Below are 14539 nucleotides of genomic sequence, written 5' to 3'. Positions count from 1 at the left end.
TCACGGTTTTTAACCTGCACAGTTGAAGTGTAGGCGGCTGTGCTGCCTCTTGATGAGACAGGCAAATTTTGCAGCGTTTTAATCGCTGCTCTTTTTTTTGCGCCACTTTGCCTGCCTCATGTCAGATGAGAAGGAATTGAATGACTAAAGAGTTGGAATTCGCTCCACTTGACCATGTTGTATATCCAACACATGGTGTGGGTCAGGTTGTCAGCATTGAGGAACAGGAAATTTCAGGCATGTCCCTGAAACTGTATGTTGTCGATTTTTCACATGAAAAAATGACGCTTCGTGTCCCGATCGGAAAAGCAAAGAACGTAGGTATGCGCGCTTTGTCCTCGCCTAAGAAGATGAAGACCGCTCTTGACACCCTGAAGGGACGCGCCCGGGTAAAACGCACCATGTGGAGCCGCCGCGCCCAGGAGTATGAAGCCAAGATCAACTCAGGGGATCCGGTTCAGATCGCCGAGGTTGTTCGGGACCTGCACCGGAATGAAGATCAGCCGGATCAGTCCTATAGCGAACGTCAGATTTACGAAGCAGCCCTTGAGCGGTTGAGCCGTGAACTGGCTGTCGTCGAGAAGATTGAAGCCGATGTGGCGACCGAAAAGGTTCAGAAGGTTCTGAAAGCCGCCTGATCCTGATCGCCCTGTCCAAAAAAGAAGCCCGGCCAATGCCGGGCTTTTTTTTAAACTTTTCTTAACTTTTGGCAGTCTTCGCTTGCCTTCCCGAATCACTTGATTCATGCTGCGAATCGATGAAAGCGAATCAGCACAGCGAAAAATTCGGATGCCTGACCAGTGCGGGTCGTGTATGGGCCGTATCCTGTATTCATGGGGATGCCGATCGATTGACGGACCTCCATTCGTTGCTTCGCAAACGCTGGCAACAAGGGGACCGGCTTGTCTATCTTGGCAACTATCTGGGGCATGGCACCAACATCAAGGGGGTCCTCGATGAATTGCTCCAGTTCCGGATTGATCGCCTGACCCTTCCCGGCATGCAGCCTGAAGACATCGTTTTCCTGCGCGGCGCACAGGAAGAAATGTGGCGCAAACTTCTCCAGATACAGCTCGCAACCGAGCCTTCCGTGGTGTTCGACTGGATGATCGAGCATGGCATCGGCAGCACACTGGAAGCCTACGGCGAAAGTGAACAGGGGGTTCGGGGATATTTCCGCGAAGGCATCCTTGCCACCACCCGTTGGACCTCCCGCCTCCGGGAGACAATCCAGAGCCATCCCGGCCATAACGATATCCTGATTTCCCTCCGCCGCGCTGCCTACACAGAGCAAGGGGAACTGCTGTTCGTTCACGCCGGTATTGATCCCAGCAGGCCGGTCACGGAACAATCCGACACCTTCTGGTGGGGCAACGGCTTTTTCGACAAGATCGACGCGCCCTATTCCGGTTTCCGGAAAGTCATTCGCGGCTACGACCGGGACCATAGCGGCGTCACGGAAACCGACTTCACGGTTTCCCTCGACAGTGGCTGCGGCTTTGGCGGGCCGCTTTCGGCCGCCTGCTTCACCCTTGACGGTGAGATCGACGACCTGATCAGCACCCGCTGATTGCCCTAGCGCCCGTAAACGGGCAGCTTATAGGGATCACCCGGCTCCGGGTCCTTCCCGTCAAATTCAGGATTGAGCAGGATAAACAGCGCCTTGCGGTTTTGCAGGTCCGCCATGGATTTGACCAGTTGCTCAACGGACCGTTCATTCTCGACAAACCGCAAATCCAGATGCACCGGCTTGATGGCCATGGCCTCGTCATAGGTCATGGGCTGGAAGCTGTTATAGCTGCCCCGGTAGAGTTTCCGAAGCTCCGCGTTCAGGTCCGGCCCGGTGTAAACGAAGCGCGCCACCTTGTCATAGCCGAAATTGATGGCAACAGCCGTCACAAAGATCCGCTTTCCATTTTGCTGCAGGACCAACTCCGTCCGTGCCGCCTGGGCGCCACCAACCTGAATGTCATCCACATAGCGCAGGTTCTGCTCCCGCATCCAGACGCGGCGCAGATAGTCACTCACACTCAGACCCTTGAGGCCGCCCGGGTCCAGATCAAACACCATTTGGTAGCCCTTGCCGTTCACCGCATAGACCGCCCGCTGGGAATTGATCAATTGGAACCCTTTCGGGGCCCGGAATTTCAGGCGAAGATCAGGATGCAGGAACCAGCGGGACCGAATGACCCCTTCCTTGATGTCATCCCCATAGAGAATGCCATCCAGCTTGGTCATGAACTCGGCCTGCCCATAGTGACGTTCAAGCGCATCCGCCTCCCGCGCGGCCAGTTGTTCCGCCCGGGCAATACGATCATCCGTCTGGGGGTGCGTTGCAAAGAAATCAAACTGGCTTTGCCCGCCATTGCCTGCGAGGCGGCTCTGGAATTCGGCATGGGCCTGCATCCGTTTCAAAAAACCGGCCATGGCTTCACGGGGATATCCCGCCAGCCCCAGATACTTGACCCCCAGTTGATCAGCCTCAAACTCCTGATCCCGTGAATATCCGGCCAGATACAGACCGCCTACCGTCTGCCCCATCCGAAACACATCGGCGTTCTGGGTCAGGATACCGGCCAGCGCCCCCAGCAATCCCAGCCCCGTGGCCCGGGATTGCCGCTGCGCCCCGTGGCGGGCAATCACATGGCCGATTTCATGGGCCAGCACTCCGGCAATCTCTGCTTCGTTGTTGGCCAGTGCCAGCAAGCCCCGCGAAATATAGACATAACCACCCGGCAGGGCGAAGGCGTTGACGACGGGACTGTTGAGGATTGTGAACTGCCACGAGATATCGGTCCGCCCCGTGGCGAAGGCCAACCGCAGACCCACGTCCAGAATATATTCGTTCAGCCCTTCCTGAACATATTCCCCGCCATACTGGGCCAGAATGCGAGGGTGCTGTTGTTTGCCAATGCTGGCCTCGTCTGACGGCTCGAAGATAGAGAACAGACCATCCAGACCCTCTGCCGATGCCACGGGCGCAAGAGCCGCACCCTGCCCCAATACAAGGCAGCCCATAAGAACCATACGGCTTGCAAACCGGCGACCGGCCCCTGATATGCGCTTCAAAAACATCCTTGTCTCCGTTCCTCTTACCTACTGATCCGCCAAAACCTGCACCTGCTCCGGATGAACCAGTTCCATGAAGGGCCCATTATAGGGTCTGACCTTTCCCCTCAGACGTACCCTTTTACCGTGCATACCCTCAGGATCAAGTCCTGCCTCTTTAAATCTGGTCAGATATCGTGTCGATATTGCGGCAGTAAAGTCCGTCCGCCAGTCCTCCCCGAAATTCAGGTAATACCAGCTCCGGTTCTTTTTTACGGCAGTCACCTGCCCCTCGACAACCTGATATGCCCCCTCCTGAAGCAGGATCCTGTGGTCCTGTCTCTGCTCCGGCTGGTGCGCAGCCCAGATGCCGACCTGATCCTGCCGGGCCTGATCCTCGGCCTTTTGCAAGGCTGTTCGCAGGGCGGGCGGATACGGCCCCGCGCCCGAAACCACCCCAAGGCCTTTCCTTACAAGATAGTGCTGAACCCAGCCAATGCCAGAATGGAGAAGGCGGCCATGTAGTTCCCCATACCGGTTCGCGGAAAAATCAATTTTTTCAAAGAGATGACCTTCCACTTCCCACCCCTCCCGGGGTACAAGCTGCTGCAGTTGCCGGGCCCCGGCCTCCCCGATGCGAACCCCATACAAGGACACATTCTTGTCACCAACAGCTTTTACCTTATGCCCCGCAAGCCCGGAGCCCGATGAAAGCGGCTCTGCCATCGGGCTGGCCCCGATCCCCATCGGAACCAAAAGCCCCCCTGCACACCACAACCAAAGGAATAGCTGACCGACCCGGCCACACAAGGTCATCCACTTCTCCCCGAACAGGATATCGACCTGTTCAACATATTGGCGAAAAGCCCAAACCACAAAATACATTTTTATACTGTGAATAATATTTTCTACATTTTTTGATTGATATTTATTCATTACCCCTTAAATTGACCGCATAATTTCGAAGGGATATGGCGATCATGACTGAACAAGAAACACTTGAAAACTTCGAAGCCGAAGCTGCCCGCCTGCGTGGAACCTATGGCCATCTGGAAGGCACGACCCTTCTGGAACAGCTTGTCGACCGGGAATTGAAGGGCCAGATCATGCTGACCTCTTCTTTCGGGGCGGAATCTGCTGTGCTTTTGGATCTTGTTGCCACTGTTGATCCGACCATTCCCGTTATTTTTCTGGATACCCGGCGCCTGTTCGGGGAAACCCTCCGATACCAGCGCAAGCTGGCTGAATTTCTGGGCCTTGAAGATGTTCGCGTCATCCAGCCTGACACCGGACTTCTGAAAAAAACCGACCCGGATGACATGCTGTTCACCACGGACCCGGACCAGTGCTGCCATATCCGGAAAGTCGCCCCGCTGGACAATGCCTTGAAAACACTTTCCGATTCCGGCTTCAAGGCGTGGATTACCGGACGAAAGCAGTTCCAGGCTTCCACCCGGCAAAATCTTGAAGTGGTCGAGGCATCCGAAGGCTTTATCAAAATCAATCCGCTGGCCCATTGGACCGACGAGGATGTAAAAAGCGCTTTTCTGGCCCGCAACCTGCCCCGGCACCCGCTGGTCGCAGACGGCTTCAAGTCCATCGGCTGCATGCCCTGCACACAGCGGGTTGCCGACGGCGAAGACGCCCGTGCCGGACGCTGGGCCGGACAAGACAAGACCGAGTGCGGCATCCATATGATCCGGCGCGTCGCCAGCTAATTAACACAATTATTTTGTGTAATTAAAATTAACTACAATTATATTGCGTTAATTAATTTAATTCCCTATATAGGGAATTATAGAAACCCCTTTTCCGAATATCAGGAGGACAGAATGGCATTGCAGGTTTATACGGCATCCTTGTTGAAAGAAGGTCTTGTGGCCTATCTCTGCCTTGACGGGGACACACCGTTCTGGACGACAGACCTGAACAAGGCGACAGCGGCCCCGGCCGATGCCCTTCACACACTGAAAAGCGAAGCGGAAAAAGCGGCGCGGGAAAACATCATCGTCGAACCTTATGCCGTGGACGTCACCGTGACCGAAGGCGGCATTGTTCCTGCCACCAAGCGTGAACAGATCCGGGCATCCGGCCCGACCATCCGCCTGCCCCAAGCCCGGTCCGCAACGGCCGACGCCCAACACGCCGCCTGAACATCGAGCAAAAGACATGTATCAATATTCACAAGCCGACCACCAGCTTCTGCTGGAGCGGGTGTCGCAATTCCGGGATCAGGTTCAGCGTCGCCTTGATGGTGAACTGTCCGAAGACGAATTCAAGCAGCAGCGCCTGAGAAACGGCCTGTATCTGCAGCTTCATGCTTATATGCTGCGGGTGGCCATTCCCTATGGCCTGATCTCTTCCGAGCAGATGCGGACACTGGCCCAGATTGCGCGGGTGCATGACAAGGGCTACGGCCATTTCAGCACGCGCCAGAATATCCAGTATAACTGGCCAAAGCTGGAGGAAGTCCCCGACATCCTCGACAAGCTGGCCGCTGTGGAAATGCACGCCATCCAGACAAGTGGCAACTGTATCCGCAACACCACTTCCGATCCGCTGGCCGGGGTTGCCCGTGACGAAACGGAAGATCCGCGTCCCTATTGCGAATTGATTCGCCAGTGGTCCACCTTCCACCCGGAATTCAATTTCCTGCCGCGTAAATTCAAGATCGCGGTCAGTGGTGCCAAGCATGACCGTGCGGCCGTGGCCGTCCACGACATCGGCCTTCGCCTTGTGAAGAACGACGCCGGGGAAATCGGTCTGGAAGTATATGTCGGCGGCGGCCTTGGCCGAACCCCGATGATCGGGAAACTGATCCGGCCGTTCCTGCCTGCCAAGGATATGCTGACCTATCTGGAAGCGATCCTGCGGGTGTACAACCAGTATGGTCGCCGGGACAACATGTACAAGGCCCGCATCAAGATTCTGGTCCATGAAACCGGCGAAGAGGTGTTCCGCGAGCAGGTGGAAGCGGAATGGAACCGCATCAAGGACAGCGCCCTTGAGCTTCGGGACGAGGACATCAAGGCCATCAAGGCCCATTTCCGGGACCCGGCCTACGAAACCCTGCCCGACACGGACGAGGCGTTTGAAAACGAACTGATCACCAACCCGGCCTTCGCCCGGTGGGTGGACAGCAATCTGGAACTTCACAAGAAGGCCGGATACCGCATCGTTTACCTGTCCCTGAAGACCAAGGACCAGCCTCCGGGAGACGTGACTGCGGACCAGATGGATGCCATTGCCGACCTTGCCGACCGCTACAGCCTTGGACAGATCCGCTCCACCCATCGCCAGAACCTTGTTCTGTCCGATGTGAAGCTGACTGACCTCTTCAGTCTGTGGAAGGAGCTGGTGGAACTGGACTTGGCAACCCCCAACTACAACCACCTGACGGACATCATTTCGTGCCCCGGACTGGATTATTGCGCCCTGGCCACGGCCCGGTCGATCCCGATTTCCCAGGCCATCACGGACCGGTTCGAAAGCTACGACTTCATCAATGACCTTGGGGATATTTCCCTCAATATCTCCGGCTGTATCAATGCCTGTGGTCACCACCACGTGGCCAATATCGGCATACTCGGGGTCAACAAGAAAGGGGTCGAGGTCTACCAGCTTACCCTTGGCGGCAGCGCCCGCGAGGACGCCTCCATCGGCAAGATCATCGGCCCTGCCTTCACGGCAGACGAAATTGTCGATGCCGTTGGCAAGGTACTGGAAGTCTATCTTGAGAACCGCGAGGACCCGGAGGAAACCTTCCTGGCCACCTATCGCCGGCTGGGGCAGAACCCCTTCAAGGAAAAACTGTATGACTAACTATATCAAGGACAGGAAACCCGCAGACGACACATGGACCCCGTTCACCGGACTAGAGGATGTGGATACCCTGCCATCCGGCAATATCTATGTTCCGTTCGAGGAATGGAACGCCATGCGAGACCAGTTGCTGACCCGCAACAGCGGTCTTGGGGTTTCCCTTGCCAACACGGATGATGTGGCACAGTTGGCCGATGATCTGGATCGGCTGGACCTGATCGTCCTCAACTTTCCCAAGATGGGGGATGGCCGCGCCTTCACGCAGGCCCGCCTGCTGCGCGAGCGGTATGGCTATACCGGGGAAATCCGGGCCGTGGGCGATGTGCTCCGCGACCAGATTTTCTATATGCACCGGTGCGGTTTCAATGCGTTCGAAATTCGCGAGGATCAGGACATGCAGTCCGTTCTGAAAGCCTTCGACGAGATGACTGTCACCTACCAGCCGGCGGTGGATGAACCCCTGCCGATCTGGCGCCGCAAGTAACACAGTGCGGCAATGATTTTGTGAGATATTCTCTCCCACACCTGGATATCTCACAGAACAGCACCTGGAATGCCCCCTAGCTTTCCAGGTGCTTTTTCTTTTTCCGGCCTTCTGATCCAGCAGCAGGCCTTACCATAAACTACGGGCGGCGGGCCAACCGCGACAGGAACCAGATCGCAAACAGCAAGCCTGTCACATAGCCCCCCACATGCGCAGCCCACGAGATGGTCGCCCCCTCGCCCGCCAGCAACGCCCCAAGCGGCGTCAACCCGATCACAAGATTGACCCCCATCAGAACCGCCGCAAAAGAGACAACACCGCGAAGGCCAAATTTCGGCAACATCAACAGCGTGGTCACCCCCATGGTGCCAAAAACACCCCCCGATGCCCCGTAAAGCAGGGACGGCTCTGTCACCGGCATGGATACCAGCGCCTCAAGAATGGCCCCGACCCAGCCTGCGACAAGGAACACGATCACAAACCGGACCGGGCCAAAGGTCCGCTCCACCATCGACCCGAAGGCCAGCAGCATGAACGCGTTTACCAACATGTGCATGAAATCGTGATGCAGGATCATGTGGGTGTTCAGGGTCACCAGAAACTGTATCAGGCTCGCCCCGGCAGCCCCGTTGAGCAGGCGTTCCACCTGTCCCACATCGAAGGCCAGCGCCCCATAAATCCAGTTGATGGTTTCCTGATCCGCGACGGTCAGCAGGATGTGACTGACAATGATGGAGGCCACAAGGAAAAGCGTGACAGGCGGGGCGTTGAACGCCGGTTCTTCAGAATGACTCACAGGGGCCTCTAACGGTTAACTACAAGATCCAACGGGTGACGGGACAAGACTTCATTGCCGGTCTCTGTCACCAATACTGTTTGCCCCGGACACATGGCAAGGCCCGCATCACTGTCCATCAGGATCATGTGCAGGAAGAAAACCATGCCGGGGGCGGCCTCCACCGGATTGCCGTGATAGAACATGGGCCAGTCCATCCAGTTGGGCGAAAACGTGGTTCCAAGGCTGTATCCCGTGGCGTTCAGGCGATGGGGCTGCATCCCACCCTTGTCGGCCACATGGGCATAGGCATCAAAGACCCGGCCAATGGGCTCTCCCGGCCTTAACGCCTCCAGACAGGCCTGCATGGCCGCCGTTGCAACATCATGCATCTTTCTTTGGGTGTCATTCGCCTGACCGATCACAAGGGTCCGCATCATGGCGGCGTGGTAATGGCGATACACCCCTGCCCATTCAAGGGTGATCTGGTCTTGCGGGTCCAAATGGCGGCGTCCTGAAAAATAGCGGCACAGCAGGGCATCCGGCCCCGATCCAATGATAAATTCGTTTCCTGGATAATCGCCGCCACCGCGAAACACCGCGCCCTGCATGGCTGCCAGAATATCACCCTCGAAGGCCCCCGGCACACACAGCCGGTTCGCCTCGTCCAAGGCATCATCCGCAAGTTCCGCCGCCCGCCGGACATAGGCAATTTCCTGTGGGCTCTTGATCACCCGGCGGCGGCTGACCAAATCCGACGCATCCGTCAGGTGGGCGAACCCGTCCAGCGCCGCCTCCAGCCGTTTTCCGTTCCGGGCTGTCAGACCATAGGCCTCATATTCCACGCCCAGCGTCTTTCCCTGCAGCTTCTTGCCCGCCAGAATGGCCTTCAGGTCCGCTGCCGGATTGGCGTCCGGGGCATCCATCCAGATCCGAATGTCGGTAACAAGCGAGGTATGCCGGGCCTGCCGAAGATCCGCCGACCGGGTCAGCAGGGTAAAATCCCCATCCGGCGTCAGGACCAGACACTGAAAAAACACGTATCCGAACGTGTCATACCCGGTGAGATAATACATGCTTTCCTGCCGGAACATCAGCAGTGCATCCAGCCCTGCCGCCTCCATGTCCCGAAGAATGACGGATTTGCGATCCTGAAATTCCGCCTCGGTAAAATGCAACGCCATATACCTGCCCTCCCGCTACAAGTTCATGAACTGCCGGAAGACTATAGAATGGCTTGCCGGGAACGGAAAGCCCCGCCGCGATCTAGTGCCGCCCGAAGTCATCCTCCAGCCGGACAATATCCTCCTCATCCAGCGTATCGCCCTTTTGCACCTCCAGCACAATCAGGGGTCGCCTGCTGATACAAACCAGCCGGTGCAGGACCCCCTTGGGAATGGATACACTGACCCCGGCGCCAAGCTCAAACTCCTGATCCCCGATCGTTGCCATACCCCGGCCACTGATCACATACCAGAATTCTTCGCGGTGATGATGATATTGCAGGGACAACCGCTTGCCCGGCTTCACCTGTATGGTTTTGGAGATAAATTCCGGCCCGATATCCGTAACCTTCCAGCTACCCCACGGCCGGTCGTCGTGATCACCGACGGAATATTGAATAGAAATGGCTCTGCCCTCCTCTATATCCCCCAAACATGCCCCCGTTTTTGGAAACGGCTGCAAGGAGAGATATAGAGCGGACAGGGCCGAAGGAAAAACCGCTGGCTTCTATTTGGTGGCGGTGGTCAGTTCCCGAAGAACCGCTTCTGTATCCTGTCCCAGTTCCGGCGCGGGCGGCAGCGTAATGTCACGAAGCGGCATGACCGGCACCATGAAGGTCCCAACCCCTGGATGCTCCACCGGATGCAGAGCGCCGCCCTCGGCGAACTGCTTGTCTTCCACCACATCCTGCAGGCTGTTGATGGCATTGACGATAATCCCGGCCTTGCCGAGGGTTTCTTCCCAATACTGGTTTGTCTGACGCGCCAGAATTTCCCCGATCCGGGATCGCAGCTCGTCCGCATGATCGGCCCGGTCGGCAAAGGTGGCAAATTTGGGCGCCTCGATCAGCTCCGGCGCATCCAGTGCCTTGACCAGACGGGCGTAATGCTCCTCGGTTGCAAGGGCGATGGCCACATTCCCGGAATCACATTCGTAAATACCGGACGGCACGTTCAGCTTGGCGACGCTTTCCCCTTCCACGCACACCTCGAACAGCTTGGCACGCTGTACCTCCAGCGCACTGGTCACCAGATTCACATCCAGATACTGGGCTTCGCCGGTTTTCATGCGCTGGAACAGGGCCATGCTGATGGACTGGAACGCATACAGGCCGGTGGTGATATCCACAATCGGCAGGTCCAGTTTATGCGGCTGTCCGTCCAGCCCCACATTGCCGTTCACCAAACCGGAATAGGCCTGTGCCACCCCATCGGTGCAGGGGCGTTCCGCATAAGGGCCGGTTTGCCCGAACCCGCTGACCGACAAATAGACAAGCGACGGGTTATGTCCCTTCAGGGTTTCAAAATCGATCCCGATCTTTTCGGCAACGCCGGGCCGGGAACTTTCCATGAAGATATCCGCTTCGGCCACCAACCGGTACAGGCAGTCCAGATCCTCCGGCTTTTTCAGGTCCAGAACAATACTTTCCTTCCCCTGATTATAGGCAATGGCGTAGGTGGATAGAGACCCATAGCGGTACCCTACATTCCGGCCCCAGTCGCCCTGCGGCGGATCAATCTTGATCACCCGCGCCCCATAGGACGCCAGGGTGGCACCACAATAGGGCCCCGCAATACCCTGACTGGCATCGATGACCAACAGACCGGCAAGCGGGCCTGACGAATTATTCTTGTTTTTATTGATTGGCATGGAAACCCCCAAGATTTTTGTGACATGCCCCTGTTGGCAGGATTGCGCTTCTGAACAGTCTCAAGCAGACACGGGAACCGGGTTTTCTTGTTTCTTTCAAAGGTTCCGTGGTGCTTCGGAACAGCAGCATCCGGCCCCGGAAAGGCAGGGCCGGAAAACTATAGCACTATTCGTTCGCCAACTTAAATACCGATAATCCAAGGGGGAAAACGGCGGCAGGACTATTTCATCTTGCCGCGAAAATCAGGCTTCCGCTTTTCATTGAAGGCGCGGACACCCTCGCGGGATTCCTCGGTCTCGTAATAGAGCTTCACAGCCTGCATCCCCATCTGGGAAATGGCCCGGATACTTTCCGTATCCAGATTGAACGACCGCTTGGCAAGGGCAATGGCGGTCGGGCTCCGCTCCATGATCTCGGCGCACCAGGCCTCCACCTCGGCGTCCAGCTGGTCATGGGGAACGACCTTGTTGACCAGTCCCATTCTCTCTGCTTCCTCGGCGGAATAGCGGCGGCACATATACCAGATTTCGCGGGCTTTTTTCTCGCCAACAATCCGCGCCAGATAGGCCGTACCAAATCCGGGATCGACGGACCCGACCTTTGGCCCTACCTGCCCGAACTGGGCTTTCTCTGACGCGATGGTGAAATCACACAGGGTGGCCAACACATTCCCCCCGCCAATGGCAAAGCCCTGAACACGGGCAATAACCGGCTTTGGAATATCCCGGATGATGGTTTGCAAATCCTCGACCGGCAAACCGATGGTTCCGCGCCCGTCATACTGGCCATCATGAGCGGACTGGTCCCCGCCAGTGCAAAAGGCCTTGTCCCCCGCACCCGTCAGGACCACCACACCAATATCATCGTTCCACCCGGCCCGGCCGAAGGCATGGATCATTTCCTCGACGGTCTGACCGCGAAAGGCATTGTATTTTTCCTCGCGGTTGATGGTGATCCGCGCTGTACCGTTTTTCTCTTCATACAGAATGTCATTATAATTCATTGTTTTTGTTCCTGTTATCCTGCCATGGTTAAGCCGCCGGACACGCTGATAACCTGCCCGGTGATATATCCTGCCTCTTCGCTGGCCAGAAAGGCGACGATGCCGCCGTAGTCTTCCGGCTGGCCAATGCGCCGGAACGGGATCGCCCGTTTCAGCCCTTCATAGATTTTCTGCCCCACCTCGCCCTCGCCAACGAAATCATTCAGGATCGGTGTATCGGACGGGCCGGGACAGACCACATTCACATTGATCCGCTGGCGCGCCAACTCCCGCGCCAGCGTTTTCGAGAACGCCACCATGCCCCCCTTGCAGGCGGAATAGACCCCTTCGCCGGAGGATCCCACCCGCGCCGCATCCGAGGCAATGGTGATGATTTTCCCGTGGCCGCGTTCCGCCATGCCGGACGCCACCGCATGGGTCATGTGAAGCGGCCCCCAAAGATTGATGCCGACGATTTTCTCCCACAAGGGCTTGTCCGTATCGATAAAGGTGCCAACCTTGTCCCAGCCTGCGTTATTGACCAGAATATCCGTTGGCCCGACGGCCGCCTCGAACGCCCGGACAGCGACTCGGACCGCATCAAAATCGGCGATATCCACCTGCCACGCCGTCGCCTGCCCGCCGATCTGGGCGGCCACCTTCTCGGCGGCTTCAAGGTTCAGGTCAAACACCCCGACCTTCACCCCTTCCTCCGCCAGCCGGGAGCAAATGGCCCGACCCAGCCCCCCGCCGCCGCCGGTGATAATGGCGTTCTTTCCTGCCAATCCCTTCACTGATTTTCTCCCATCTTTTGCCGCGCGATGATCATTTTCATGATCTGGGCGGTTCCATCCCCGATCTGTAGGCCCAGCACATCCCGAAGTCTTTGCTCGAACGGATAGTCCCGGCCATATCCCCCATGCCCATGCGTCAGTAGGCATTGATGCACCACCTCAAAGGCCAGCTTGGGCGGCCACCACTTGCACATGGCCGCCTCGGTGGTGTGGGGCAATCCCTGATCTTTCAGCCAGAGTGTCTTCTGGCAGAGCAGCCGCGCCGCCTCGACCATTGTTTCCGCCTCGGCCAAGGGAAAGGTCACGCCCTGATTAACGCCGATCGGCTGTCCGAAGGCTTCCCGCTGTTGACTGTATTTCCAGCTTTCCCGCAATGACGCCTGCGCCACCGCAAGGCATTGCAACCCGATCAGGGCCCGGCTGAAATCGAACCCTTCCATGACCTGTGAAAAGGCGCGGTTCTCTTCACCAAGGCGGTGATCGTCGGGAACGAAAACGTCATCGAAGAAAATCGAGCCCCGGCCGATACACCGCTGCCCCAGATCATCGAACCGCTGACAGGAAATCCCTTCCTGCTGCATGGGAACAAGAAAGGCACTCACCCCCTTGGCACGGCTGTCCCTCTCTCCGGTGCGGGCAAAAACAATCATCAGGTCCGCCTGATCCGCCATGGAGATGGAGGTTTTCTCCCCGCTCAGGCGATAGCCACCGGCAACCTTTTGGGCCTTCAACTGCAAATTGGCCGCATCGGACCCGCCGCCGGGTTCGGTCAGGGCGACCCCCAGAATAATCTCACCGGCGCAAATGCGCGGAACCCAGTGCTGCGCCAGTTCCGGCCGGGCGTAGCGTGTCAGGATTTGCGTATTCAGGGAGGCCAGCAACTGCACATAGGCCATATTGAAATCAGCTTCGGCAAGGGTCTCCATGATCAGGCCGCTGGTGACATGGCTGGCCCCTGATCCCCCCAGTTCAACGGGTTGTTCCGGCGCAATCAGGCCCAACGCCCCCATCTTTTGGGTCAGGGACCGGGAAAACGTCCCGCTGCGGTCCCGTTCCTGATAACCGGGGGCAACCTGATCCGCCGCAAAATTCCGGGCTGTCTGAACAATCGCCAACTGCTCTTCGCTTAGACCGAACTGCACAACAATTTCCTTTATTAAATTTTTGTTGATTGTTGCGGCGCTACATGATTATGTCAATATGTTGATTAATTATTTTTCATATAAAAGCGATTTTCAAAGACAATGATTGATGATTTAAGCAATAGATTGTTCTTCCGCCTGTATCAGACCGCCAACCTACTCAACAAGGTCGGGACCCGCGCCCTGGATGCCGAACAGGTCACCACGCAGCAATGGTCCATTCTGGGCGCCCTGTCACGGGACAGCGCCAAGGACGGCATGACGGTGTCGCAGCTTTGCGCCTATTTGCAGGTCAGTCGGCAAAATATGGCTGGGTTGCTGGGCCGGCTGGAAGAACGGGGCGTCATCACCCGCAGTGTTGATCCGGACGACCTTCGGTCACGCCGAATACGCCTGACAGAAAAGGGGGCGGCCCTGTGGCAGACCATCACCCCCCTGATTGAAGCCTTTTACGATACCGCCCTGTCCCGCCTGTCCTATGACGATCGGGTGTCGCTCGTTCATTTTCTCAATATCCTACTGAAAACCATGCAGGAAATGGACAGGCCCCCCGCCGGTCAGCCCAATACCCCCTAGAACGCCCAGCGAATGGTCGCGGCCACCGCGTGGGAAGTCTC

Annotated in this window: 16 protein-coding genes; 7 read left to right on the top strand and 9 right to left on the bottom strand. The window is 57.2% G+C overall.

The window, feature by feature from the left end; all coding sequences use genetic code 11:
- The first annotated feature begins 140 nt into the window (after window positions 1–140).
- On the top strand, window positions 141–638 hold the full coding sequence (locus tag FQB27_RS06540; protein WP_169560110.1) for a CarD family transcriptional regulator: 498 nt from the start codon (window positions 141–143) through the stop codon (window positions 636–638).
- 119 nt (window positions 639–757) lie between these two features.
- Complete coding sequence (locus tag FQB27_RS06535) at window positions 758–1570, top strand: hypothetical protein (RefSeq protein WP_169560109.1); 813 nt, start codon at window positions 758–760, stop codon at window positions 1568–1570.
- 5 nt (window positions 1571–1575) lie between these two features.
- On the opposite strand, the gene FQB27_RS06530 is transcribed toward FQB27_RS06535, so the two are convergent.
- Together FQB27_RS06530 and FQB27_RS06525 are read right to left on the bottom strand one after the other, a co-directional pair.
- Window positions 1576–3075, bottom strand: coding sequence for a M48 family metalloprotease (locus FQB27_RS06530; RefSeq protein WP_169560108.1), 1500 nt, complete (start codon window positions 3073–3075; stop codon window positions 1576–1578).
- A 21-nt stretch (window positions 3076–3096) separates the two neighbouring features.
- Window positions 3097–3933 (bottom strand): thermonuclease family protein, encoded by an 837-nt coding sequence (locus FQB27_RS06525; protein WP_169560107.1) that lies wholly within the window; start codon window positions 3931–3933, stop codon window positions 3097–3099.
- Window positions 3934–4028: 95 nt separating this feature from the next.
- On the opposite strand from FQB27_RS06525, the gene FQB27_RS06520 reads away from it, so the two are divergent.
- The 4 genes from FQB27_RS06520 (at window position 4029) to FQB27_RS06505 (ending at window position 7354) form a co-directional block, all read left to right on the top strand.
- Entirely contained in the window at window positions 4029–4766 is a 738-nt protein-coding gene (locus tag FQB27_RS06520; protein ID WP_169560106.1) for a phosphoadenylyl-sulfate reductase, read from the top strand.
- 114 nt (window positions 4767–4880) lie between these two features.
- Window positions 4881–5201 carry a DUF2849 domain-containing protein gene (locus FQB27_RS06515; protein ID WP_169560105.1) on the top strand — a complete coding sequence of 107 codons (321 nt, stop codon included), beginning with the start codon at window positions 4881–4883 and terminating at the stop codon, window positions 5199–5201.
- A 16-nt stretch (window positions 5202–5217) separates the two neighbouring features.
- Window positions 5218–6870 (top strand): nitrite/sulfite reductase, encoded by a 1653-nt coding sequence (locus FQB27_RS06510; protein WP_169560104.1) that lies wholly within the window; start codon window positions 5218–5220, stop codon window positions 6868–6870.
- A complete protein-coding gene (locus FQB27_RS06505; protein WP_169560103.1) occupies window positions 6863–7354 on the top strand; it encodes a DUF934 domain-containing protein in 492 nt (163 codons plus the stop codon). Before FQB27_RS06510 ends, FQB27_RS06505 begins: the two co-directional genes overlap by 8 nt.
- Before the next feature lie 139 nt (window positions 7355–7493).
- Here FQB27_RS06505 and FQB27_RS16670 read toward each other — a convergent pair whose 3' ends face one another.
- The 7 genes from FQB27_RS16670 to aliB all read right to left on the bottom strand — a co-directional run bounded on the left by FQB27_RS16670 (window position 7494) and on the right by aliB (window position 13922).
- Entirely contained in the window at window positions 7494–8150 is a 657-nt protein-coding gene (locus tag FQB27_RS16670; RefSeq protein WP_169560102.1) for a rhomboid family intramembrane serine protease, read from the bottom strand.
- Between the two features lie 8 nt (window positions 8151–8158).
- On the bottom strand, window positions 8159–9313 hold the full coding sequence (locus tag FQB27_RS06495; RefSeq protein WP_169560101.1) for a M24 family metallopeptidase: 1155 nt from the start codon (window positions 9311–9313) through the stop codon (window positions 8159–8161).
- An 82-nt stretch (window positions 9314–9395) separates the two neighbouring features.
- A complete protein-coding gene (locus tag FQB27_RS06490) occupies window positions 9396–9785 on the bottom strand; it encodes a phosphomannose isomerase type II C-terminal cupin domain (protein ID WP_206374403.1) in 390 nt (129 codons plus the stop codon).
- A gap of 75 nt (window positions 9786–9860) precedes the next feature.
- A complete protein-coding gene (locus tag FQB27_RS06485; protein ID WP_169560100.1) occupies window positions 9861–11003 on the bottom strand; it encodes a CaiB/BaiF CoA transferase family protein in 1143 nt (380 codons plus the stop codon).
- Window positions 11004–11224: 221 nt separating this feature from the next.
- Window positions 11225–12007 carry a 2-ketocyclohexanecarboxyl-CoA hydrolase gene (badI, locus tag FQB27_RS06480; RefSeq protein ID WP_169560099.1) on the bottom strand — a complete coding sequence of 261 codons (783 nt, stop codon included), beginning with the start codon at window positions 12005–12007 and terminating at the stop codon, window positions 11225–11227.
- A 14-nt stretch (window positions 12008–12021) separates the two neighbouring features.
- Entirely contained in the window at window positions 12022–12780 is a 759-nt protein-coding gene (locus tag FQB27_RS06475; RefSeq protein WP_169560098.1) for a glucose 1-dehydrogenase, read from the bottom strand.
- A complete protein-coding gene (gene aliB, locus FQB27_RS06470) occupies window positions 12777–13922 on the bottom strand; it encodes a cyclohexanecarboxyl-CoA dehydrogenase (protein ID WP_169560097.1) in 1146 nt (381 codons plus the stop codon). Before aliB ends, FQB27_RS06475 begins: the two co-directional genes overlap by 4 nt.
- 102 nt (window positions 13923–14024) lie before the next feature.
- Between aliB and FQB27_RS06465 the strand changes: the two genes are divergently transcribed.
- Window positions 14025–14498 carry a MarR family winged helix-turn-helix transcriptional regulator gene (locus tag FQB27_RS06465; protein WP_169560096.1) on the top strand — a complete coding sequence of 158 codons (474 nt, stop codon included), beginning with the start codon at window positions 14025–14027 and terminating at the stop codon, window positions 14496–14498.
- Window positions 14499–14539 lie beyond the last annotated feature (41 nt).

The organism is Sneathiella chinensis (genome assembly GCF_012720115.1).
Taxonomy (GTDB): Bacteria; Pseudomonadota; Alphaproteobacteria; order Sneathiellales; family Sneathiellaceae; genus Sneathiella; species Sneathiella chinensis.
This window is presented reverse-complemented; position numbering and strand designations above follow the sequence as displayed.

What these genes read in the sequence shown, in the direction of transcription:
- FQB27_RS06540 (WP_169560110.1), top strand. Translation starts at nt 141, where the DNA reads ATGACTAAAGAGTTGGAATTCGCTCCACTTGACCATGTTGTATATCCA.
- FQB27_RS06535 (WP_169560109.1), top strand. Translation starts at nt 758, where the DNA reads ATGAAAGCGAATCAGCACAGCGAAAAATTCGGATGCCTGACCAGTGCG.
- FQB27_RS06530 (WP_169560108.1), bottom strand. Translation starts at nt 3,075, where the DNA reads ATGTTTTTGAAGCGCATATCAGGGGCCGGTCGCCGGTTTGCAAGCCGT.
- FQB27_RS06525 (WP_169560107.1), bottom strand. Translation starts at nt 3,933, where the DNA reads ATGTATTTTGTGGTTTGGGCTTTTCGCCAATATGTTGAACAGGTCGAT.
- FQB27_RS06520 (WP_169560106.1), top strand. Translation starts at nt 4,029, where the DNA reads ATGACTGAACAAGAAACACTTGAAAACTTCGAAGCCGAAGCTGCCCGC.
- FQB27_RS06515 (WP_169560105.1), top strand. Translation starts at nt 4,881, where the DNA reads ATGGCATTGCAGGTTTATACGGCATCCTTGTTGAAAGAAGGTCTTGTG.
- FQB27_RS06510 (WP_169560104.1), top strand. Translation starts at nt 5,218, where the DNA reads ATGTATCAATATTCACAAGCCGACCACCAGCTTCTGCTGGAGCGGGTG.
- FQB27_RS06505 (WP_169560103.1), top strand. Translation starts at nt 6,863, where the DNA reads ATGACTAACTATATCAAGGACAGGAAACCCGCAGACGACACATGGACC.
- FQB27_RS06495 (WP_169560101.1), bottom strand. Translation starts at nt 9,313, where the DNA reads ATGGCGTTGCATTTTACCGAGGCGGAATTTCAGGATCGCAAATCCGTC.
- FQB27_RS06485 (WP_169560100.1), bottom strand. Translation starts at nt 11,003, where the DNA reads ATGCCAATCAATAAAAACAAGAATAATTCGTCAGGCCCGCTTGCCGGT.
- badI (WP_169560099.1), bottom strand. Translation starts at nt 12,007, where the DNA reads ATGAATTATAATGACATTCTGTATGAAGAGAAAAACGGTACAGCGCGG.
- FQB27_RS06465 (WP_169560096.1), top strand. Translation starts at nt 14,025, where the DNA reads ATGATTGATGATTTAAGCAATAGATTGTTCTTCCGCCTGTATCAGACC.